This is a genomic window from Pseudocitrobacter vendiensis (assembly GCF_943590815.1).
GTDB lineage: Bacteria > Pseudomonadota > Gammaproteobacteria > Enterobacterales > Enterobacteriaceae > Pseudocitrobacter > Pseudocitrobacter vendiensis.
In genome coordinates, this window is sequence record NZ_CALSBS010000002.1 from 61,959 (window position 1) to 85,148 (window position 23,190).

At 55.4% G+C, this 23,190-nt stretch carries 20 protein-coding genes and 1 riboswitch; of the genes, 16 read left to right on the forward strand and 4 right to left on the reverse strand.

Features of this window, described 5'->3' with window-relative positions:
• Nucleotides 1-132 precede the first annotated feature (132 nt).
• Nucleotides 133-1,551: a glutamate-putrescine ligase gene (gene puuA / locus NMC31_RS02620; protein ID WP_088542052.1), complete on the reverse strand. Its 1,419-nt coding sequence runs from the start codon at nt 1,549-1,551 to the stop codon at nt 133-135.
• A 212-nt stretch (nt 1,552-1,763) separates the two neighbouring features.
• Here puuA and puuD point away from each other — a divergent pair, with 212 nt between their 5' ends.
• The 5 genes from puuD to puuE all read left to right on the forward strand — a co-directional run bounded on the left by puuD (nt 1,764) and on the right by puuE (nt 7,347).
• Nucleotides 1,764-2,528 carry a gamma-glutamyl-gamma-aminobutyrate hydrolase gene (gene puuD / locus NMC31_RS02625; protein ID WP_088542051.1) on the forward strand — a complete coding sequence of 255 codons (765 nt, stop codon included), beginning with the start codon at nt 1,764-1,766 and terminating at the stop codon, nt 2,526-2,528.
• Nucleotides 2,529-2,553: 25 nt separating this feature from the next.
• A complete protein-coding gene (gene puuR, locus NMC31_RS02630; RefSeq protein ID WP_253896867.1) occupies nt 2,554-3,111 on the forward strand; it encodes an HTH-type transcriptional regulator PuuR in 558 nt (185 codons plus the stop codon).
• 163 nt (nt 3,112-3,274) lie between these two features.
• Complete coding sequence (gene puuC / locus NMC31_RS02635) at nt 3,275-4,762, forward strand: aldehyde dehydrogenase PuuC (RefSeq protein ID WP_253896868.1); 1,488 nt, start codon at nt 3,275-3,277, stop codon at nt 4,760-4,762.
• A gap of 1 nt (nt 4,763) precedes the next feature.
• Nucleotides 4,764-6,044 carry a gamma-glutamylputrescine oxidase gene (puuB, locus tag NMC31_RS02640; RefSeq protein WP_253896869.1) on the forward strand — a complete coding sequence of 427 codons (1,281 nt, stop codon included), beginning with the start codon at nt 4,764-4,766 and terminating at the stop codon, nt 6,042-6,044.
• Between the two features lie 37 nt (nt 6,045-6,081).
• On the forward strand, nt 6,082-7,347 hold the full coding sequence (puuE, locus tag NMC31_RS02645) for a 4-aminobutyrate transaminase (protein WP_253896870.1): 1,266 nt from the start codon (nt 6,082-6,084) through the stop codon (nt 7,345-7,347).
• 34 nt (nt 7,348-7,381) lie between these two features.
• Here the strand turns inward: puuE and NMC31_RS02650 are convergent, their stop codons facing one another.
• Nucleotides 7,382-7,816 carry a universal stress protein gene (locus tag NMC31_RS02650; protein ID WP_149461623.1) on the reverse strand — a complete coding sequence of 145 codons (435 nt, stop codon included), beginning with the start codon at nt 7,814-7,816 and terminating at the stop codon, nt 7,382-7,384.
• A 293-nt stretch (nt 7,817-8,109) separates the two neighbouring features.
• Nucleotides 8,110-8,427, reverse strand: coding sequence for a putative quinol monooxygenase (locus tag NMC31_RS02655; protein WP_015964967.1), 318 nt, complete (start codon nt 8,425-8,427; stop codon nt 8,110-8,112).
• 200 nt (nt 8,428-8,627) lie between these two features.
• On the opposite strand from NMC31_RS02655, the gene NMC31_RS02660 reads away from it, so the two are divergent.
• From NMC31_RS02660 to uca, 7 genes are all read left to right on the forward strand, one after another.
• The gene (locus NMC31_RS02660; RefSeq protein ID WP_253896871.1) at nt 8,628-9,728 is read left to right on the forward strand and encodes an alkene reductase; all 1,101 of its coding nucleotides are present in this window, start codon (nt 8,628-8,630) and stop codon (nt 9,726-9,728) included.
• A gap of 189 nt (nt 9,729-9,917) precedes the next feature.
• Nucleotides 9,918-10,016: riboswitch (guanidine-I (ykkC/yxkD leader) on the forward strand.
• 57 nt (nt 10,017-10,073) lie between these two features.
• Nucleotides 10,074-11,132 carry a putative urea ABC transporter substrate-binding protein gene (locus NMC31_RS02665; RefSeq protein WP_253897115.1) on the forward strand — a complete coding sequence of 353 codons (1,059 nt, stop codon included), beginning with the start codon at nt 10,074-10,076 and terminating at the stop codon, nt 11,130-11,132.
• 24 nt (nt 11,133-11,156) lie between these two features.
• On the forward strand, nt 11,157-11,972 hold the full coding sequence (locus NMC31_RS02670; protein WP_253896872.1) for an ABC transporter permease: 816 nt from the start codon (nt 11,157-11,159) through the stop codon (nt 11,970-11,972).
• Nucleotides 11,969-12,790, forward strand: a complete 822-nt coding sequence (locus tag NMC31_RS02675; RefSeq protein WP_253896873.1) for an ABC transporter ATP-binding protein — start codon at nt 11,969-11,971, stop codon at nt 12,788-12,790. The genes NMC31_RS02670 and NMC31_RS02675 overlap by 4 nt, the downstream gene beginning before the upstream one ends.
• On the forward strand, nt 12,753-13,481 hold the full coding sequence (locus NMC31_RS02680; RefSeq protein WP_253896874.1) for an urea amidolyase associated protein UAAP1: 729 nt from the start codon (nt 12,753-12,755) through the stop codon (nt 13,479-13,481). Before NMC31_RS02675 ends, NMC31_RS02680 begins: the two co-directional genes overlap by 38 nt.
• Before the next feature lie 10 nt (nt 13,482-13,491).
• A complete protein-coding gene (locus NMC31_RS02685; protein ID WP_149461629.1) occupies nt 13,492-14,127 on the forward strand; it encodes an urea amidolyase associated protein UAAP2 in 636 nt (211 codons plus the stop codon).
• Between the two features lie 163 nt (nt 14,128-14,290).
• Nucleotides 14,291-17,893, forward strand: a complete 3,603-nt coding sequence (gene uca / locus NMC31_RS02690; RefSeq protein ID WP_253896875.1) for an urea carboxylase — start codon at nt 14,291-14,293, stop codon at nt 17,891-17,893.
• Nucleotides 17,894-17,915: 22 nt separating this feature from the next.
• On the opposite strand, the gene NMC31_RS02695 is transcribed toward uca, so the two are convergent.
• On the reverse strand, nt 17,916-18,107 hold the full coding sequence (locus tag NMC31_RS02695; RefSeq protein WP_436649357.1) for a hypothetical protein: 192 nt from the start codon (nt 18,105-18,107) through the stop codon (nt 17,916-17,918).
• Between the two features lie 255 nt (nt 18,108-18,362).
• Here NMC31_RS02695 and NMC31_RS02700 point away from each other — a divergent pair, with 255 nt between their 5' ends.
• The 4 genes from NMC31_RS02700 to NMC31_RS02715 all read left to right on the forward strand — a co-directional run bounded on the left by NMC31_RS02700 (nt 18,363) and on the right by NMC31_RS02715 (nt 23,178).
• Entirely contained in the window at nt 18,363-19,361 is a 999-nt protein-coding gene (locus tag NMC31_RS02700) for a Csu type fimbrial protein (protein WP_253896876.1), read from the forward strand.
• A 343-nt stretch (nt 19,362-19,704) separates the two neighbouring features.
• Nucleotides 19,705-20,190 carry a Csu type fimbrial protein gene (locus NMC31_RS02705; protein ID WP_149461634.1) on the forward strand — a complete coding sequence of 162 codons (486 nt, stop codon included), beginning with the start codon at nt 19,705-19,707 and terminating at the stop codon, nt 20,188-20,190.
• 2 nt (nt 20,191-20,192) lie between these two features.
• Nucleotides 20,193-20,957, forward strand: a complete 765-nt coding sequence (locus NMC31_RS02710; RefSeq protein WP_253896877.1) for a fimbrial biogenesis chaperone — start codon at nt 20,193-20,195, stop codon at nt 20,955-20,957.
• Nucleotides 20,881-23,178 (forward strand): fimbria/pilus outer membrane usher protein, encoded by a 2,298-nt coding sequence (locus NMC31_RS02715; protein ID WP_253896878.1) that lies wholly within the window; start codon nt 20,881-20,883, stop codon nt 23,176-23,178. The genes NMC31_RS02710 and NMC31_RS02715 overlap by 77 nt, the downstream gene beginning before the upstream one ends.
• The last annotated feature ends 12 nt before the right edge of the window (nt 23,179-23,190 follow it).

Below are 23,190 nucleotides of genomic sequence, written 5' to 3' on the forward strand. Positions count from 1 at the left end.
CAGTCTGTATCGTTAACGGAAGCCCGTTGCCGCCTGCGTTCCATAACGCGACATACGGGAAATGTCTGGATTACCAGCAAATGTCAGGCCAGGCTCCGCTCAGGCCGGTGATACATACCCCGCAAGGGGCCACTACGCGTTTTTCAACATCCACTCAATTTCGGTTTCTGTGATAAGTCTTTCAAACTGCAGCAGTTCATCGTTTTTACAGGCGTGGTACACATGGCAGAAACGCTCGCCCAAATAGTGGCGCAGGTCGTCGTTTTGCATAAACTCCCACAGCGCATCGCTCTGGCGAATCGGGAAGGGTAATCCTTCCTGTTCCAGCCCGTTGCCTTCCACTTCTTCCTGCAACGGCAACTCGTTATCAAGGCCGTGCAGAATACCGGCAAAAATCGCCGCCATTACCAGATACGGGTTGGCATCGGCTCCTGCCACGCGGTATTCCACGCGGTGGTTATGACGATCGCCGCATGGAATCCGCAGGGCGACGGTGCGGTTGTTATGGCCCCACGACGCCTGCGTCGGCACATACATCCCCGGCTGGAAGCGGCGATACGAGTTCACGTTCGGCGCCAGCAACGCCATTGATGACGGCATCAGGTCAATCATCCCGGCGAGCATCTTTTTCAGCAGCGGCGAATCTTCGCCTTCTGCGTCAGAAAGCACGTTCTCACCCCGGTTATTTTGCATACTGATATGGATGTGCATCCCGCTGCCCGCGTGCTCTTCATACGGCTTCGCCATAAAAGTGGCGTGCATCTTATGCTTTTCCGCCATCAGACGCACCAGGCGTTTCAGGGCTAATGCGTCATCGCAGGCATCCAGCACGTTATCAGTGTGGTACAGGTTGATCTCAAACTGGCCCGGCGAGGCTTCGGCGACCGCGCCATCTGCCGGGATCAGCTGTAACTGTGCCAGTTCATCAATATCATTGAGCACGTCGGCGAAATGGTTGAGGTTATCAACGGAGTAAACCTGGCTTTGCGTATTGCGGTCATCGGTGCCGGGAGCGCAGGGCGGTTGTAGGTAGCCTTCGGCGTCACGTTTGCGATCCAGTAAATAGAACTCCAGCTCTACCGCTACGACCGGGAACAAGCCGCGCTGGCGTAGCTGCTGCCACAGGCGGTTGAGAACGTTCCGCGGCTCAACGTCAAAGGGAGCGCCATCTTCATCGACCATGGTCAGGAGCATCTGACCGATATATTCCGGGTCGGCGGCGGAAGGGGTTAAGGAACCGAGTACCGGCACGCAGGTACGATCCGGTTCGCCCATATCCTGACCCAGGCCCGCTTCTTCTACGACGTTACCCAGAATATCCATCGCAAAGACGGAGGCCGGGAAGTAACACCCTTTCTCCAGCTTCTTCAGGCTGGAGACCGGGACGCGTTTTCCGCGGAAGCAGCCATTCAGGTCGGTAAGCAGTACATCAACATATTGCGTATTCGGGTAGCGCTCCAGGTAGCGTTTCACTTCCTGCGTAAAGGCGCTACCCCGCCTCTCTTCTGACTGCTGAACAAAGTTCTCTACTTCAACGATATTGGTTTCCATGATTCTTCGCCTTTGGTTTTGTTTTCCGCTCGCTATGAAAGCGTAAAATATAATGACCACTCTTCGAATTTGTATGCAAACTAAATGTTTGTCAAATGTTAAATTAAGTTTGCAAAACAGAAAATCCACTGCTAGATTGAAAAAATATTGAACAGAAAGGTCATTTTAACCGCAGTAATGGCGATAATTTAGTCCACTTTGTGAGATCGATCATGGAAAATATAATGTACAAGCCGGTTATCGGTATCGTGATGTGCAGGAACAGGCTTAAGGGTCATGAGACCCAGACCCTGCAAGAAAAGTACCTGAATGCCATTATTCACGCGGGCGGTTTGCCGATTGCGCTGCCACATGCGCTGGCGGAGCCTGAGTTACTCGCAGAACTTCTGCCGAAACTCGATGGCATTTATCTGCCAGGAAGCCCCAGCAATGTGCAGCCGCACCTATATGGTGAAAACGGCGATGAGCCTGACGCCGATCCCGGGCGTGATCTTCTGAGCATGGCGTTAATTAATGCCGCACTCGAAAGGCGCATCCCCATTTTCGCCATCTGCCGTGGGTTACAGGAACTGGTGGTGGCCACCGGCGGGGCATTGCATCGCAAGCTGTGCGAGCAGCCAGAACTGCTGGAACATCGTGAAGATCCTGAGTTGCCGGTCGAACAGCAGTATGCGCCATCGCACGAAGTGCAGGTTGAAGAGGGCGGATTATTGTCCGCATTGTTACCTGACTGTAGCAACTTTTGGGTAAACTCCCTGCACGGGCAAGGGGCGAAAGTTGTGAGCCCGCGATTGCGCGTCGAAGCCCGTTCACCGGATGGGCTGGTGGAGGCGGTGAGCGTTAATAATCACCCCTTCGCGCTGGGCGTGCAGTGGCACCCGGAATGGAACAGTAGCGAGTATGCGCTTTCGCGTATATTGTTTGAGGGCTTTATCACCGCTTGTCAGAACCATATCGCTGAAAAACAGCGGCTCTGACCCCTACAGTTAAGGAAATGCAATTATGAGTGATGACGGACTGGCACCGGGTAAACGCTTGTCGGAAATCCGCCAGCAGCAGGGACTTTCACAACGTCGTGCCGCCGAACTCTCCGGGCTGACTCACAGTGCTATCAGTACGATAGAGCAAGATAAAGTCAGCCCAGCTATCAGTACGCTGCAAAAGCTGCTGAAGGTGTATGGTCTGTCACTCTCGGAATTCTTTTCCGAGCCGGAAAAACCTGATGAACCGCAGGTCGTCATTAATCAGGACGACTTAATTGAGATGGGCAGTCAGGGTGTGTCAATGAAGCTGGTGCATAACGGTAACCCGAATCGCACACTGGCGATGATCTTTGAAACGTACCAGCCGGGCACAACCACTGGGGAAAGAATTAAGCATCAGGGTGAGGAAATAGGCACAGTACTGGAAGGTGAAATTGTTCTGACGATTAATGGTCAGGACTATCACCTCGTTGCGGGGCAAAGTTATGCCATTAATACCGGCATCCCGCACAGTTTCAGTAATACGTCGGCAGGTGTTTGCCGAATTATCAGCGCCCATACCCCCACCACGTTTTAATCTTTTGGTTTTTGTAGGCCGGGTAAGCGAAGCGCCACCCGGCTTGCTATAAAGGCTGTCATAAAGAACGTCACTGGAAATAAACGGGCTTATCGCCCGGGGATCTCTGCGCCCTGACGTTCACAAATTGCATATATCTGATAGACGTGAAACAGGAGTCATAATGAATTTTCATCATCTGGCTTACTGGCAGGATAAAGCGTTAAGTCTCGCCATTGAAACCCGCTTATTTATTAACGGTGAATATTCCGCTGCGGCGGAAAATGAAACCTTTGAAACGGTTGATCCGGTCACCCAGGCACCGCTGGCGGATATTGCGCGCGGTAAGAGCGCCGATATTGATCGTGCGGTGAGTGCGGCGCGTAGCGTATTTGAACGCGGCGACTGGTCGCAGGCTGCCCCGGCAAAACGTAAAGCGGTGCTGAACAAACTCGCTGATTTAATGGAAGCCCACGCCGAAGAGCTGGCGCTGCTGGAAACGCTCGACACCGGCAAACCAATTCGTCACAGCCTGCGTGATGATATTCCCGGCGCGGCGCGCGCCATTCGCTGGTACGCCGAAGCCATCGACAAAGTGTATGGCGAAGTGGCGACCACCAGTAGCAATGACCTGGCGATGATCGTGCGTGAACCGGTGGGCGTGATTGCTGCCATTGTACCGTGGAACTTCCCGCTGCTGCTGACCTGCTGGAAACTCGGCCCGGCGCTGGCGTCAGGGAACAGTGTCGTCCTGAAGCCGTCGGAAAAATCACCGCTTAGCGCGATTCGTCTCGCCGGGCTGGCGAAAGAAGCGGGTCTGCCGGATGGCGTGCTGAACGTGGTGACCGGTTTTGGTCATGAAGCGGGCCAGGCGCTGTCGCGTCATAACGATATCGATGCCATCGCCTTTACCGGTTCGACCCGTACCGGGAAACAGCTGCTGAAAGATGCAGGCGACAGCAACATGAAACGCGTCTGGCTGGAAGCGGGCGGCAAAAGCGCCAACATCGTTTTCGCTGACTGCCCGGATCTGCAAAAAGCCGCGAGTGCCACCGCTGCAGGTATCTTCTATAACCAGGGCCAGGTGTGCATCGCCGGAACGCGTTTGTTGCTGGAAGAGAGCATTGCCGATGAGTTCTTAGCCCTGTTAAAACAGCAGGCGCAAAACTGGCAGCCGGGCCATCCACTTGATCCCGCAACCACCATGGGCACCTTAATCGACTGCGCCCACGCCGACTCGGTCCATAGCTTTATTCGGGAAGGCGAAAGCAAAGGGCAACTGCTGCTGGATGGCCGTAACGCCGAGCTGGCTGCCGCCATCGGCCCGACCATCTTTGTAGATGTAGACCCGAATGCGTCCTTAAGCCGCGAAGAGATTTTCGGTCCGGTGCTGGTGGTCACGCGTTTCACATCAGAAGAACAGGCGCTACAGCTTGCCAACGACAGCCAGTACGGACTTGGCGCGGCGGTATGGACACGCGACCTCTCCCGCGCGCACCGCATGAGTCGCCGCCTGAAAGCCGGTTCCGTCTTCGTCAATAACTACAACGACGGTGATATGACCGTGCCGTTTGGCGGCTATAAGCAGAGCGGCAACGGTCGCGACAAATCCCTGCACGCCCTTGAAAAATTCACCGAACTGAAAACCATCTGGATAAGCCTGGAGGCCTGAAATGACCGAACATACCAGCAGTTATTACGCCGCCAGTGCGAATAAATACGCGCCATTCGACACGCTGAATGAGTCGATTTCCTGCGACGTTTGCGTGGTCGGCGGCGGCTATACCGGGCTTTCCTCCGCGCTGCATCTGGCGGAAGCGGGCTTTGACGTGGTGGTTCTTGAAGCCTCACGCATCGGCTTCGGCGCAAGCGGACGCAACGGCGGGCAGCTTGTGAACTCCTACAGCCGCGACATCGACGTTATCGAAAAAAGCTACGGCATGGATACCGCCCGTATGCTCGGCAGCATGATGTTCGAGGGTGGCGAGATCATCCGCGAACGTATCAAACGTTATCAGATTGACTGCGACTATCGCCCCGGCGGCCTGTTTGTGGCGATGAATGATAAACAACTCGCCACACTCGAAGAGCAGAAAGAGAACTGGGAACGCTACGGCAATAAACAGCTGGAGCTGCTGGACGCCAACGCTATTCGCCGCGAGGTCGCCAGCGATCGCTACACGGGTGCGCTGCTGGATCACAGCGGTGGACATATTCATCCGCTAAACCTCGCCATTGGTGAAGCCGATGCCATCCGCCTGAACGGCGGGCGCGTGTATGAGCTTTCCGCCGTGACGCAGATCCAGCACACCACGCCAGCCGTGGTGCGGACTGCCAATGGTCAGGTGACGGCGAAGTATGTGATTGTCGCCGGGAATGCGTATCTGGGCGATAAAGTAGAGCCGGATCTGGCGAAACGCAGCATGCCGTGCGGCACGCAGGTGATCACCACTGAACCACTGTCGGAAGATTTAGCCCGTTCGCTGATCCCGAAAAACTACTGTGTGGAAGACTGTAACTATCTTCTTGATTACTACCGCCTGACTGCCGATAACCGCTTGCTGTACGGCGGCGGCGTGGTCTACGGCGCGCGCGACCCGGATGACGTTGAGCGCCTTGTTGTGCCGAAACTGCTGAAAACCTTCCCGCAGTTGAAGGGCGTGAAAATTGATTACCGCTGGACGGGCAACTTCCTGCTGACCTTGTCGCGTATGCCGCAGTTCGGTCGCCTTGATACCAACATCTATTACATGCAGGGTTACAGCGGCCACGGCGTCACCTGTACCCATCTTGCCGGGCGTTTGATTGCTGAACTGCTGCGCGGTGACGCCGAACGCTTCGACGCCTTCGCCAATCTGCCGCATTACCCGTTCCCCGGCGGGCGCACGCTGCGCGTGCCATTTACCGCGATGGGCGCGGCTTATTACAGCCTGCGCGATCGTCTGGGCGTTTAATTTCCGATTAACAGTGAAGAGTCAAAAGGTGTGAAACATGAGCAACAATGAATTCCATCAGCGTCGTCTTTCTGCTACCCCACGCGGGGTTGGCGTGATGTGTAACTTCTTCGCCCAGTCGGCAGAAAACGCCACGCTGAAGGATGTAGAGGGCAACGAATATATCGATTTCGCCGCAGGCATTGCGGTGCTGAATACCGGGCATCGCCACCCTGATCTGGCCGCGGCGGTGGAGCAGCAATTGCAACAGTTTACCCACACGGCGTATCAGATTGTGCCGTACGAAAGCTACGTCACCCTGGCGGAGAAAATCAACGCCCTTGCCCCGGTGAGCGGGCAGGCTAAAACTGCGTTCTTCACCACCGGTGCGGAAGCGGTGGAGAACGCGGTGAAAATCGCCCGCGCCCATACCGGACGCCCTGGCGTGATTGCGTTTAGCGGCGGCTTCCACGGTCGTACATATATGACCATGGCGCTGACCGGAAAGGTCGCGCCGTACAAAATCGGCTTCGGCCCGTTCCCCGGTTCGGTGTATCACGTACCTTATCCGTCAGATTTACATGGCGTTTCAACGCAGGACTCCCTCGATGCCATCGAACGCTTGTTTAAATCGGACATTGAAGCGAAGCAGGTGGCGGCGATTATTTTCGAACCGGTGCAGGGCGAAGGCGGTTTCAACGTTGCGCCAAAAGAGCTGGTTGCCGCCATTCGCCGCCTGTGCGACGAGCACGGTATTGTGATGATTGCCGATGAAGTGCAAAGCGGCTTTGCGCGTACCGGTAAACTGTTTGCCATGGATCACTACGCCGATAAGCCGGACTTAATGACGATGGCGAAAAGCCTCGCGGGCGGGATGCCGCTTTCAGGTGTGGTTGGGAACGCGAATATAATGGACGCACCCGCGCCGGGCGGACTTGGCGGCACCTACGCCGGGAACCCGCTGGCGGTCGCTGCCGCGCATGCGGTGCTCAACATTATTGACAAAGAATTCCTTTGCGAACGCGCGAATCAACTGGGCCAGCGCCTGACGCAAACGCTGATAGATGCTAAAGAAAGCGTTCCGGCTATTGCTGCGGTACGCGGTCTGGGGTCGATGATTGCGGCGGAGTTTAACGACCCGCAAACGGGCGAGCCTTCCGCCGCCATTGCGCAGAAAATTCAGCAGCGCGCGCTGGCGCAGGGATTGTTATTGCTGACCTGCGGCGCGTACGGCAACGTGATTCGTTTCCTGTACCCGCTGACCATCCCGGACGCGCAGTTCGATGCGGCAATGAAAATTTTGCAGGATGCGCTGCACGACTAACGGTTATTCCCCCTGCATCCCTGCAGGGGGCCCTTTACAGGCGAATCACAAACACCGGCACACGGGCATGGCGTAAAATCCCCGAGGCTTCAGACCCCAGCAGATGCGACTGCTTTGCCGGATTGCGCGAACCAATCACCACCACATCCGCTTTCAGCTCATCTGCCAGCGTCGCGACGGCGTCACGCACTTTCCCGCTACGAATATGGTGATGAATACGGTTCTGAGGGAATGAGAGACTTCTTGCCAGTTGGGCCATTTTCTCTTCGCTGGCACACTGTAGGTATTGCTGCATTTTCTTCGCGTCGGCGATAAAACCACGGGTAAGCATGGGTGAAAATTCCGGCAGCACGTGCAGAAGGTGAATATCACCGCCAGCTTTCTCGGCCAGATATTGCGCGTGTGTTAAGGCGTTGTCGGCGAGGTCAGACTCAAAGACATCAACGGGAACCAAAATCGTTTTATACATAGTTGAAATCCCTTCATATCAATCATTTGCTGAAATAATCTTTATTGTGGATAACAACGCATAAAGGGGCCAGCGATCGCGGTCACTGATTAAGAAATATCAACAAATCAGATGGTTAATTTACAGTTTGTGACTGACGTTTGCCCGGCCTCCAGATCCCGTAGGCCTGATAAGCGAAGCGCATCAGGCAACTGCGCAGTCTCCTGCCGGGGGCGCTGCGCTTGCCCGGCCTACAAGGCTGAAGATCCGGTAGGCCTGATAAGCGAAGCGCCATCAGGCGTTATGGCACACGCCTACAGCTTGTTCAGCCGCTGAACGCTAATGTTATCCAGCTTGCCATCTAATATTTCCAGAAAGTCATCGTGATACGGCATGGCGACGTGTTTTTTCAAATCGTCCTCAGACTTCCAGCGCTCAATAAACACAAATGACACCGCGCCTTCCACCGCCAGATTACGCACGTCCGGAATGGCGCGGCTTTCGTGCAAATCATATTGCAGGCAACCCGCTTCCAGCTGCGTTGGGCCGACCATCGCCTGCGCGGCGGTGCGGATGGTATCGACATACTCTTTGCGCGGGGTCAGGGTGGCGACAATTTTCACTTCACTCATAGTGATATCCTTTTTGTTATCAATGATTAGACGAATATTAGACGCATGATCATTGAGAGTAGTGGTGAATCTGCACAATTGCCACTATTAGCAGTAATGATCTTTGCTTAAATCGCAAAAATCATTTGCCGCTATGCCCCTTAATGCAATGCGACAGCAGCGTTATCCTGCCGCCAGTGACATTAACCGGGAGAACCTCAATGTCTGACTCATTATTTGATACCTTTGCTTTTGGCGACACACAACTTGCGAACCGCATCGCGATGGCGCCGATGACCCGTTCCCGCACCTCTCAGCCGGGCGATGTGCCGAATGCGATGATGGCGACCTACTATCAGCAGCGCGCCGATGCCGGGCTTATCATCACCGAAGGAACGCCAATTTCTGCCGTGGCGCGCGGTTACTCCATGACACCGGGCATCTATACGCAAGCGCATATCGACGGCTGGAAAAAAGTCACTCAGGCTATCCACGCGGCGGGCAGCAAAGTGTTTGTTCAGCTCTGGCACGTTGGGCGTCGTAGCCACGCCAGCATTGCGGGCGAGCAGCCCGTCTCGGCTTCCGCACTGAAAGATCCGGACCAGGTATTTGGCCCGCTACCGGAAGGTGGCTTTGGCATGATTGAAACGCAAACCCCGCGCGCCATGACGCAAAAGGATATCGATAACACTATTGCTGACTTTGTGCAGGCGGCGCGTAATGCGCTGGAAGCAGGCTTTGATGGTGTAGAGATCCACGCGGCACACGGGTATTTATTTGATACTTTCCTGCGCACTTCCAGCAATCAGCGCACAGACCAGTATGGCGGTAGCCAGGAAAACCGGATGCGTTTCCTGCTGGAAACCTTACAGGCGGTGAGTGATGAGATTGGCGGACATCGCGTCGCGGTGCGCGTGTCGCCGCACGTCATGGAAGGGTTTGCAGAAAGCGACCCGGAAATTGTTGAAGTGGTGCTGAAAGCGCTGGAAAAAATGGCGCCAATGAAGCTTGCCTATGTGCACTTCTCGGAAAATATCTCACGCCATGTTGAGGTACCGGAAACGTTCCGTCAACAGGTGCGTAAAGTGTGTGATTTGCCGGTCATGGTTGCCGGGAAACTGACGCCAGAAAGTGCCCAACAGATGCTGGATAAAGGCTATGCCGACCTGTTTGCCTTTGGCACGCCATATGTCACTAACCCGGACCTGGCAACCCTATTCCGCCACGGCTGGCCGCTGGAAGGGTTTGACGCCGACGCGCGTCTGACGCTTTACGGTGGCGCCGAGCACGGCTATATCGACTACCCGGCTTACTCTGCGTAAACCACTCCCCGCGCTTTCCCGCGCGGGGTTTTTCATGACGCCCCAAATCGATGCAATGCACCGCTTTGGTTCCCCAAACAGGTGTTACTTGCCGTCTGTTTATCCCATCTTACTGATTTAAAAGCTTCTTTCTTTCTGGCATGTAGATTGCAACATTCAAGGCAGAAGGCAGCGTAAGACAATCTGGCATCAATGGCTGGCTAGGGTTCCGGTTCACGAAGGTGAGCGTCAGGTCCGAGAGCTGGCGACCTCGACGAGGTTACACGGCGGGACAAAAGCCCGGGAGACAGCAGCACCATAGGGTGTCGCGCTGCCCCCACTTTTTGTGCCAAACCGAGGTCCATGATGAAGAGATTGCCGTTTGTTCGCTCACTTGCTCTAACGCTTGCGCTGTTCGCCTGCGCACCCTCATTTGCCGCCGTCAAAAAAGAGTTCAACATCTGCTGGACTATCTACGCAGGCTGGATGCCCTGGGGCACCATCAGTAACGAAAAAATCATTGATAAATGGGCCAGCAAATATGGCATTAAAATCAACATCGTCCAGCTTAACGATTATATCGAATCCATAAATCAGTACACCGCAGGTCAGTTTGATGGCTGCACCATGACCAACATGGATGCGTTGACTATCCCCGCGGCGGGCGGCGTTGACACCACGGCGCTGATTACCGGGAGCTACTCTGACGGCAATGACGGTGTGGTGCTGAAAGGTGCGTATAAAAAGCTGAGCGACCTGAAAGGCTTGTCGGTGTATCTGCCTGAGCTGTCTGTTTCCCATTATCTGTTGGTGCGCGGGTTGGAAAAAGCGGGCCTGGCGGAACGAGATGTGAAAGTGGTCAACACTTCGGATGCGGATATCGTCTCGGCATTTTCTACCGATAACGTGCGCGCCGCCGTGGCGTGGAATCCACAGCTTTCTGTGATTAAGCAGACGCCGCAAACCACGGAAGTGTTTAGCTCTTCGCAGGTACCGGGTGAACTGATTGACATGCTGGTGGTGAACAGTGAAACCCTGCATGACAATCCGGCGCTGGGTAAAGCATTGACCGGCGCATGGTTTGAAATGATGGCAAAAATGCAGGCGGGCGATACGCAGGTTCTGAGCGCAATGGCCGCCGATTCTGGAACCGATCTCGCCGGTTATCAGGCACAACTCAAAACAACTCATCTGTTCTGGACACCCGCCGACGCGCTGGCTTTCATCACCGCGCCTGAGCTTGCAAAAACCATGCAGCGCGTGGCGCAGTTCTCTTTTGATAAAGGTTTATTGGGCGAAGGCGCAGCGAGTGCAGATTTCATCGGTATGGCGTTTCCGGGTAACACCACCCTGGGGGATACCGCTAACACCAAACTGCGTTTTGATGACCGCTATCTGAAGATGGCCGTTGCAGGCCAGCTGTGATAATTGACGATGGGAGCCTTCACCATGCGCCAGATTAACCGCCACCCCCAGCATGGCATGCGAATCATGTTAATGCTGCTGCCTTTCGTGCTGCTTATTGCCGCCTGGTTTGTGGGCTCGACCCTGCGTCTGGAGGCCAACCCGCACGACAAACTGTTGCCTGGCTTATCGCAAATGCTGTCGGCCATCGATCGGATGGCCTTCACGCCGGATCGCCGCAGCGGCGAGTATTTACTGTGGGCCGATACGCTCATTAGCCTGACGCGTTTGCTGCTTGGGTTGGCCATAGCGTCGCTCATTGGGCTCAGTATCGGCATTATCGCAGGCGTTTTCCCGATGTACAGCGCGGCGCTGTCGCCGCTGATGACCGTGCTTTCTATGGTGCCGCCGCTGGCTATCCTGCCGATTCTGTTCATCGTCTTTGGCCTGGATGAGCTTTCAAAAGTCATGCTTATCGTCATTGGCATCACGCCGATGCTGGCACGCGATCTCGAACAGCGAGCAAAAGAGATCCCGGCGGAGTTGTTCATTAAGGCGCAGACGCTCGGTGCCAATAGCTGGACAGTGGTGCTGCGGGTGGTATTGCCACAGTTGCTTTCCCGGTTAATCACCTCACTGCGCTTAATGCTTGGCTCGGCATGGCTGTTTCTGATCTCGGCGGAAGCCATTTCCGCGACCGCGGGTCTGGGCTATCGCATCTTCCTTGTTCGTCGCTATATGGCGATGGACGTCATTATTCCCTACGTCATCTGGATAACCCTGCTGGCGTGGCTGATGGATCTGGCACTACGCCAGTTACACAAACGCTGCTTCCCGTGGGCAGAAGGGGGACGGGCATGAGTTTCATCGCGGTGAACAATATCTGGCAAGAATATGGCGACCACGTCGTGCTGGAACGCATCAATCTGACGGTAAAAGAGGGCGAGTTTTGTTCGATGGTTGGCGCGTCCGGCTGCGGAAAATCGACTTTTCTACGCCTGCTGTTGGGCCAGGAGCGACCCAGCCGTGGCGAGATTTTGCTCGATGGCAAACCGCTGCCCGGTGAACCCGGCAGCAGTCGGGGCGTGGTATTCCAGCGCTATTCCGTTTTTCCGCATCTTAACGTGCTGGATAACGTTGCCGTTGGGCTGGAACTCCCTGTATCGCCGGTGCTGGGGCGACTGTTTGGCGCACGCAAACGCGCAGCCCGTGAACAGGCCGCGCAGATGCTGGAAAAAGTCGGTTTGAGCCATGCGCTGGATAAATACCCGGCGCAACTGTCGGGCGGGATGCAGCAGCGTCTCGCCATCGCCCAGGCGTTCATCATGCAACCGCGCGTCCTGCTGCTGGATGAACCCTTCGGCGCACTGGACCCCGGTATCCGCAAAGATATGCATGCCTTGCTGCTGGCGCTATGGCGTGAGACCGGGATGACCGTGTTTATGGTTACCCATGACCTGACGGAAGGTTTCAACCTCGGCACCCGTTTACTGGTGTTTGACAAGGTACGCATCGATCCGCAGGCCCCCAACGCCTACGGTGCGCGAGTGACCTACGACATTCCGCTCAATGAATCGCGGCTTTCGCAGCGTCAGGGGGCGGGGGCAGAAAACAACGTATTTTCCATAAGGAGAGAATCGGATGAAGCCATTACTTCACACTACATCGAGCCTGCGTGAAGAGCAGGTGCCGGGCGGCGGACAAGCGTCGTTTATTCTGCGGCGCGGGCAGATCCTGCGCCTGACCGATATCGACGGCGAGGCCAACGTCAGCATGATGATGCTCAACCCACATGAGAAAAGTGAGCGGCTCAATCTGCCCGATACCCTGAAAGGGCAGCACACTGCGCGTCTTACTACCGGACACTGTTTCTATTCTGATATGGGGCGCGTGCTGACGGGTATTGTGGCGGATACCTGCGGCTGGCATGACCCTTTTGGTGGCGTCTTAAATGCCGGTGAAACGGCAGAAAAATATGGTGCAGGGCGCTATCAGGAACTGCGCAACGCCTTTTATCGCAACGGCGTCGATAACCTGCTGGTGGAGCTGGGAAAATGGGACCTCGGTCTGGAAGATTTGCTGATGGTGGTGAATTTCTTCAGCAAAGTGACAGTGGATGAAAATGGTGACTTTCGTTTTGTGCGCGGGCATTCGAAGGCAGGTCAGTATGTCGAACTTTTCGCCCCGATGGACGTGTTGATCGTATTGACGGCACTGCCGCATCCGCAAAATCCTGCCACCGATTATGCCCCGCGCCCGGTTCAACTGAGCTGGTATCAGGCCGACGATGAGCAGGCTGCAACAGCCGCGCTGTTCACGCGCGATGAAAATCAGCGCGCGTTTTTGAATACGCAACTTTTCACCTGTTAAGGAGCCCGTGATGACAATGACGACCAGCCCACGCCATCCGCAAGACGCGGTGTTCCGCCACGTGATCCCGGCGGGCGAGCCCTATTTGTTTGAAGTGAAAAAAGGGCAGACCTTACGTTTGCTCGATCTCGAAGGTAATCAGGCTATCGACACACTGTTCTACAACGCGGATAACCCGCGTGAGCGCTATGACGTGCAGCGGACATTGCGCCGCCAGGGGAATGCCTATTTGACCACCGGCAGCGTGCTTTACTCTAACCTCGGTAACCCGTTGTTAACGATAGTGGCGGATACCTGCGGGCGTCATGACACCCTTGGCGGCGCTTGCGCTCAGGAGAGTAATACCGTGCGCTATTCGCTGGACAAACGCTATATGCACAGTTGTCGCGATAACTTTCTGTGCGCCTGCCTGCACGATGGCCGCCTGCATAAGCGCGACATCAGCGCCAACATCAACTTCTTTATGAACGTACCGGTGACCCCTGAAGGGGGGCTGACCTTTGAAGACGGTATCTCGGCGGCCGGGAAGTATGTGGAGCTTGTTGCTGAATGCAACGCAATGGTGCTTATTTCCAATTGCCCTCAGCTTAACAACCCATGTAATGGCTGGAACCCAACGCCTGCTGAGGTATTGGTATGGAATTGACCCGTTGGCAACGCTGGCGCAAGGTGATTTTTCACCTGTTTGCCACCCGGGCCGATCGCCTGAATCACACGCCGACGCCGAAAGCGTAAGCGCGTGCACCCTGAGGACGACCTCAGGGGAATGACTTTATCGCGGGACGACCCGCCTGAAATGAGTCATCACCATGTTTACATCACTCCTCATTGCCAATCGCGGCGCTATCGCCTGTCGAATTTTACGAACGTTGCGCACCATGCACATTAAGGGCGTGGCGGTCTATTCTGATGCTGACCTCAGCAGCCTGCATATCCGGGAAGCCGATGAGGCGATAAGCCTTGGCGAAGGCCCGGCGGCACAAACGTACCTGGTTATTGACAACATTATCGCCGCCGCCAAAAACAGCGGGGCCGGCGCGATTCACCCAGGCTACGGTTTTCTGTCGGAGAACGCGACGTTTGCTGAAGCCTGCGAGGCCGCCGGGTTGGCGTTTATTGGCCCTACGCCTGCGCAGTTACGTACTTTTGGTCTGAAGCATACAGCACGCGCGCTGGCGAAAGCGCAGGGCGTGCCGATGCTGGAAGGAACGGAACTGCTGGCGGATGCGCAGGAAGCCTGCCAGCAGGCCGCATTGATAGGATATCCGGTGATGCTGAAAAGTACGGCGGGCGGCGGTGGAATCGGGATGCGTGTGTGCCGTGATGCGCGAGAACTCAGTGAGTCGTTCGACGCAGTTGTGCGTTTGGGGCAGAACAACTTTAGCGATGCTGGCGTCTTTCTGGAGAAGTATATCGAACGCGCCCGCCATCTGGAGGTGCAGATTTTTGGTGACGGAAAAGGTGATGTCATCGCACTCGGTGTGCGCGATTGTTCCGTTCAACGTCGTAACCAAAAAGTGATTGAAGAAACGCCAGCGCCGAATCTGCCTGATGGCATGAGTGAAGCGTTGTGTGAGGCTGCGATCGCGCTTGGAAAAGCGGTGAACTACCGCAGCGCAGGCACGGTGGAGTTTGTGTATGACAGCCTGACCGCGCAGTTCTATTTCCTCGAAGTAAATACCCGTTTGCAGGTGGAGCACGGGGTCACTGAACAGGTATGGGGTGTGGATCTGGTACGCTGGATGATTGAACTGGCCGCCGGGGAACTTCCGCCCTTATCGACGCTTTATCGCCAATTAACGCCGCGCGGCCACGCTATTCAGGCACGTATTTATGCGGAAGATCCGGGGCGTCAATTTCAGCCATCGCCAGGTCTACTGACTGAGGTGGTCTTCCCACCTGCCGATGGCGCGACGCTGCGTATTGACCGCTGGATTGAAGCTGGATGTGAGGTACCGCCGTTCTTCGACCCGATGCTGGCCAAGATGATTAGCTGGCGCGACAACCGGGCAGAGGCAATCACGGTACTGAGCGATGCCCTTGCCGAAACCCGTTTATATGGGGTAGAAACTAATCGCCTTTATCTCCAGCAAATTCTGGCGTTCGAACCGTTCAGCAAAGGCGAACCCTGGACTCGCTGCCTGGACGCGTTGCAGTATCGGGCGAATACCGTTGAGGTGGTGAGCGCCGGAACGCAAACCAGCGTGCAGGATTACCCTGGTCGGCTGGGATACTGGGCCGTCGGCGTACCGCCATCGGGCCCCATGGATAACCGGGCGCTGCGTCTGGGCAATCGCCTGGTCGGTAACCCGGAAGGGGAAGCCGCGCTGGAGATAACCCTCAGCGGCCCCACCCTGAAATTTAATACGGCGACTGTCGCGGTTGTCGGCGGTGCATCCATTCCCGTCACGCTTGATGGTGTGGCACAGGAGATGAACCGAACGTTCACCATCCCCGCAGGGGCGACGCTGAAAATCGGAGAAATCAGCGGAACTGGCGTGCGAAGCTACCTGTGTCTGCGTGGCGGCATCCAGGTACCAATGTATCTCGGCAGCAAAAGTACCTTTACCCTCGGCCAGTTCGGCGGGCATGCCGGACGCGCGTTGCGCGCGGGCGATGTGCTGCATCTGGGCGATTGCCATGACGCGCAGCCGGCGACGCTGCCCGCATCGCTGGAAACGCACTTGCCGGATGTGCGCACGTTGCGCGTGATCTACGGCCCACACGGTGCGCCGGAATTCTTTGCTGAAAGCTATATCGACACGTTTTTCGCCACTGACTGGGAAGTGCATTTTAACTCCAGCCGTACAGGTGTGCGATTGATTGGCCCGAAGCCTCTTTGGGCACGTGAAAGTGGCGGAGAAGCGGGGCTGCATCCGTCGAATATTCACGATAATCCTTATGCGGTGGGGGCGGTTGATTTTACCGGCGATATGCCCGTCATTCTTGGGCCGGATGGCCCGAGCCTGGGCGGATTTGTTTGCCCGGTCACCGTTATCGAAGCCGATCTCTGGCAGCTTGGTCAGCTAAAGGCGGGAGATAAAATACGCTTTGTTGCTGTGAGTCTGGCAACGGCGCGTCAGCTTGCGCAGTCGCAGGATGCAGAGATAGACACTCTGCAAGCCATTGCGAAGGAATGGCAACCTGCCGCGTTAAACTCGCCGATCGTGATGAACGGCGGCGAGGGTGACAAGCGGTTGATTGCACGTGTATCAGGCGACACGCATTTGCTGCTGGAAGCCGGAGAACCCGAGCTGGATCTGGTGCTGCGTTTTCGCATTCACGCCCTGATGCAGGCGCTGGAGCGCGCATCACGGCCTGGCGTGATTGACCTGACGCCGGGCATTCGAACGTTACAGGTGCATTTTAATCCGGAAGCCTTGCCGCTTGATGACCTGCTGGCGTGGGTGCAAGGCGAATGGCATTCCGTCTGCGGCAGTGATGATTTACAGGTGCCCACGCGAGTGGTGCATCTTCCGCTCTCCTGGGATGATCCGGCCTGCCGTAAGGCGATTGATAAATACATGACCACGGTGCGTCCTGATGCACCCTGGTGCCCGAGCAACCTCGAATTCATCCGTCGGATAAACGATCTGCCCGATGAGCAGGCAGTCTGGAATACGGTGTTTGACGCCAGTTATCTGGTGATGGGATTAGGTGATGTGTATTTGGGCGCGCCGGTAGCGACGCCGCTGGATCCTCGCCACCGTCTGGTGACCACCAAATACAACCCGGCGCGGACGTGGACTGCGGAGAACTCGGTAGGCATCGGCGGCGCGTACCTCTGCGTGTACGGCATGGAAGGGCCGGGCGGTTACCAGTTTGTCGGACGAACCCTTCAGATGTGGAATCGCTATCATCACGTAGCCGATTTCGACGGCAAACCGTGGCTGCTGCGCTTTTTTGACCAGATTCGTTTTTATCCCGTTTCGGGGGAGGAATTGCTGCAAATTCGTCGTGATTTCCCCCTCGGGCGCTATCCGTTACGCATCGAGCACAGCACGCTGCGGCTTGCAGAGTATCAGCAGTTTCTTGAGCGGGAAGCGCAGGAGATTGACGCTTTCCGAGAGCATCAGCAGCGGGCGTTTAACGAGGAGCGTGACCGCTGGATCGCCAGCGGACAGGCGCATTTCGATAGCCAGGAGAGCGTGACGCAAGACGACGATGATATGCCACTCGGGATGGGGGAGCAGGGTGTGGAGAGCCCCATCTCCGGGAACCTCTGGCAGGTGCAAGCCGCCGCAGGAAGCCGCGTTCGTGCCGGTGACGTGCTGGTGGTTCTGGAATCGATGAAAATGGAGATCCCACTGCTGGCGCCATGTGATGGCGTGGTCCAGCATATGAGCGTACAACCCGGCTCGTCAGTGCGCGCCGGGCAGCGTGTGGCCGTGATTCTTGAGGAGATCGAGTAACCGTTACCTGAGCGAGGTCTGATTACTGCAGGTTTCCGGCAGTCAAATTTTCTGCATCAAAAGCGTGGCTGACATCGATATGATTCTGTCCAACTGAGGTATCGATGTTTGAGCCCGCTTCCACGCGGGTATTGTCGGCAGCCAGCGCATTGGTGGATAACACAGAAGCCAGTGACAGCGTCGCGATAAGGGCAAATGATTTGATAGATTTCATGATAAGACTCCTTCATACAACCAGAGGGTAAGGTCGTTGTTGTTTTGATAACCCTAAGGATAAAGTGTGACGGCGATCATGAAAATCGGAATGTTTTGCTGTTCTTGTTCAAAAAAATAGAATGACTCAGGGTCATCTTTTTCAGCAGAAATTTGACGTCTCTGGCTGACGCGTGTAAAACCCACCTACCTTATTACTTACTTTTATTTTCCTCGCCCGATAGCGATGATTATCGTGGCAGCGAAAAGTATTCCCATGCGCATTATTATATTTTTAATTTTCACCGGGTTATTATTACCGATAATGACCACGCCTGCGACAGTTCATGCCGCCAGTGGTGCAATAAGCTGTGAGTTTTCCGGCGGAAATAGTTTTTCCTTTGGCTCGCTGGCAATTGGTTCGACCGCCACGACAATCGCCAGCGCCAAATACACATGCCACCTTCAGGATTACACGCCAGGGGTTAATCACTATGCGAATATTTGTCTCAGCAGTGAAGATGCGCCGCCCTTTAAAATGCACTCAAACGGCGACGGCCAGGGTAATGTGTATACGCTGCTTTTTCGCGTCTATAACCTGAGCGATCCTGCGCAGGAATTGCAGCAAAATGATAATTTGATGCAGCAAACCATCATGCTGAACACCAATAATACAACGGTGGGGGGAACCTTTAATCTCAGGGGAATTGTTCCGGCCGGGCAGAATGATATTCCCGCTTATGCCTATTATAACTACAGCATGACGATGCGTATTCGCTGGAACACCGAGACCAGTGCGGATGCGCTGGCATCCTGTCAGTCCGGGCAGGCGCAAAATAGCGCCACCAACGGCGGTAATACGCAAAGTTCTGCGTCTGTTTCTGACAGTTGCGCGATTCAAAGCGTCTCGAATCTGGATTTTGGCCTGCTGGAGGCTTCGACGCTGCGCCAGCAACCCCTTAAAACCAGCGCGCAGGTCCAGGTACGATGCCCGTTGGGAACGGCATTTTCCCTGGGTATTGATAACGGCAGTCATGCCAATGGCGATAGCAGGCAGATGTGTAACGGTAATAACCGTTGCCTGACGTACACGCTTTGGCAGGACAGCGCTGCATCAATGCCGTGGGGCAATATCGCCAACGTCAATCGCGTGGATGTCTCCAGTGCCAGCGGATCGGCGCAATCCTTTGTTGTATACGGTGAAGTGCCCTCCGGGCAAGCGGTGAACGGGGATGGCATATTTAGTGATGATGTGGTGATAACGCTGACGTATTAATGGGGTGACTCATAAAAAGCATCAAATAATCCGCGTTTAATAATTCCTTAATAATATTAATCTGCATATCTGAATAATATTGGATTATTCATCACATGCCGATTTTTTCAACGGGAAACAGGCGTTTTTTTACGGGGGTGTTAAAGGTGTGTGTTTTTACCTGGCACCTTTTTATAACATGCAACCCAATTTGTGTGCATTTTCTTTTTCTGCTTGCTGACTCACTTTAAGATTAATCAAAATATAGCATGAAATTTATTTAGTCACGCCTTGAAACGGCAAAATAGAATGCATAACAAATCAAACTATCACTCCTGGTGATAACCCAATACGGTGCTGTATTATGAATGCGAAGCGAATCTCTTTTATTTTTGCCTTAGTGATGCCAGTGGCGTTGAGCGCACATGCGCAAGACGGCAGTACATCGGCAAATATGCACGTTACGCTGGAAGTCCTCAAATCCTGCGCAGTCTCTGCAGAAGATATGAATTTTGGTGAACATGCCTCATCAGAAACAGCCGAACTCACGGCCGATTCCACCGTGACGGTCACCTGTACCAGCGGAACGGAATATAAACTGAATGCAACCAGCGCCAATGGTGGGTCGGATAACTTTACCCTGGTGTCCGGAAGCAGCAGCGTGGCATATAACCTGTACGCGGATGACGCTAAAACGCAGCAGGTAACCTCTACCACGCCAATTGAAAATATGACCGGCACGGGCAACGAACAAGAAATAACCCTGTACGGCAAGATTGCCAGCGGCGCGCTGGCGCAGGTACCCGCAGGAACGTACGAAGACGATGTCACGTTGCAAGTGACTTACTAACGATGCTACGTCACCTCCCGTATTGTTTCACGTTATGGTTGCTGGCCGGGCTGAGTGTCAGCGCCAGCGCTGCTACGTTACAGGTCGCCCCGGTGCTTCTCACCCTGAAACCGGGCGAACAGGCCGCCGCGCTTTATCTTTCTAATACCGGGCGAGAGCCGATTCAGGCACAAGTTCGCGTCGCGTCGTGGACGCAGGTCAACGGCAAAGATACGCTCACACCCACGACAGACGTCGCCAGCAGCCCCGCAATGACGCGGATTGCTCCTGGAAATCGCCAACTGGTGCGAGTGGTGATTTTGAATCCGCATACGGACAACCGCCAGCACAGCTACCGCTTACTGATTGATGAACTGCCTGACCTGCAGGCTTCGCATGCCGAAGAGAATGCGGTCCACTTCCTGCTGCGCTACTCGATCCCGGTTTTTATCGCGGGGGAAGAAGGCACGAACCGCGAGCCGCTGACCTGCGCCTGGGATGCCCGCCGTCGCGTGCTGAGTTTCGCCAACCCAGGGCAGCAGTACGCGCGATTGAGTGACATCGCGATTCTCTCCGCCTCAGGAACGCAAATTGCCGATATCCGCGGGCTTGCCGGCTACGTGCTGGCCGGAAGCCGGGTCGACATTCCGGTTAAATATCGCGGTAACACGCCGCCTGCCACTTTGAATCTGCATCTGAACAGCCATAACGATGACTGCGTACTCTCCTCAGGCATATCGGTTTCTGCCACTGGTATGTCTTCTTCTGCCTCTTTGCGCAGAGGCTGACGAGCAGCGCGAATGGCTGGAGATCTCCCTCAATCAGGCGGTGTATTCGCGCCTGGTTGAAGTGGATATCCGCGATGGCGCATATTGGATTTCGTCACAGGATGCCAAAAAAATAGGACTCAAGCCTGCTGACTCGCCATCGGCTTGGATAGCGCTGGCTTCGCTGAAGGGCGTTGAGGTGGCCTATGACGCCATGAACCAACGGCTCAATATCCATGCGGCGCAGGAAGCCCTGGGAGGTAAGCAAAGGCTTCACCCGCAGGCGCAAGACCCGCTGACCTATGCGCAGGCTCAGCCACTCAGCTCCCTGATGATGGCGTATACCCTCAATTACGCCACAAGTCAGGAGGTTAAACAGACCAGCGCACAAACCCGTTTCAGCGCTTCAGGCTGGCTACCCGGTACGCTGACCAGCAGTTTTAATGCGCTGCATCGGCAAACCGCGACGGCATCGACCCGCCGCAATACACGCTTAATGAGCACCTGGCAGTTCGACAGTCCGACACATCTGGCGTCATTGAGCGTGGGCGATAACATCACAACGGGCGTTGGCTGGAGCCGTCAGGTGCGCTTTGGCGGTGTTCATCTGGCGCGAAATTTCGGCCTTGACCCGCAGCTCAACACCCTGCCGCGCCAGACGTTCAGCGACACCGTGGCGCTGCCTTCGACGGTGGATCTCTACGTTGATGGCCTGAAGCAGAGTTCCGGCCACGTCACGCCGGGGCAATACATCCTGGAAACGACGCCGACATTTACCGGAATGGGGCAGGCGCAGGTGGTGGTAACCGATATTAACGGCAATCGCAAAACCGTTTCCCTCGATCTCTACGGCACGCCGCGCATGCTGGCGCAGGGGCTCAGTAGCGGTTCGCTGGATATGGGCTGGATGCGCAAGCACTACGGTACGCGCTCTGCCGATTATGAATCACCGTTGCTGACTGACGCAGGCTGGCGTTACGGCGCCACGCAGCAGCTTACGCTGGAGGCCCACGCCGAACAGCAGCAGGCTATGTACAACGGTGGGCTCGGCGCATACTGGATGCCGATAATGGGGCTGGGGGTGATAAATGGTTTTGCTGTCGCCAGCCAGGGCCCGGACGGCGCAGGGACAAAATATGGCGGAGGCTACCAGTGGAGCGGCTACGGTGTCTCTTTTGCAGCAACGAGCACCATCAACAGCGCACGTTTTGCGGATAACGCATCGTTAAGCGGTTCCACTCCGCTGCGGCGTAGCGACGCTGTTTGGCTTAGCGGCAACGTACCGCAACTGGGCACTTTCGGCGCGGGCCTGGTCCGTCAGAGTGCCGATTCACTACAAAGCCGTTATCTTAATCTCTCCTGGTCGAAAAGTCTGGGGCGAGGCTATTTCACCAGCCTCAGCTATACCCGGGAGCTAAGGGATCATGCTCAGCAGTTGACCTTCACGCTGACCGTTCCCTTCGGCCGCGAGGATCTGGTGAACGTGCAGGCTCAGGCGCAAAACCGCCAGTGGAACTATCGCCACCAAACGGAAAATAATAACGATGGCTGGCGCTGGCAGGTAGGGCAAAGTAGCGGCAGTTCCGGCACACGTTACGCTGATATCGGCAATGTTAGCCCCAGGGGAGAATGGCATATTGGAACCAATCAGTATGGTTCTGACAAGAGTTGGTACGCCAGTAATGAAGGCAGTATTGCACTGCTCGGCAAGCAGTTCTTTCTGCTACGTCGCACTGATTCCGGCTTAGCGCTGGTGTCGACCGACGGGTTTGCTCATGTCCCGGTGCATCTGGAAAATCGTCTGGTGGGGGAAACCGATGATAAGGGCTATCTCTTGCTGACGGATATTCCTGTGTGGAACAACAGTAAAATCACGATCGATCCCTTAGGCCTGCCGCCATCTGTGCCTGCTACCAATGTCGATATGAACGCGCTGCCGGGCAAAACGCAGGCGGTGCTGGCCGATTTTGGCCTGAAAGCGACGGTCTCGGCGGTGGTTTATCTGCATGATGAACAGGGAAATGCTGTGCCAATGGGCAGCCGGGTTGCCATTAAAGGCATGGCGGGTTATCAGATGGTCGGGCGGGAAGGCGGGGTATGGCTGGAAAACCCGCCGTTACCGGCCGATATTACCGTCTTTATGGGGCGCGAGTCGTGCCATCTTAGGCTGCCACCGATTACCGGTAAGCAATATATTCAATATGGCGTAAAAATCTGTAGCCGTACTCACAAAGGCCCTTAATCGATAAGGGCC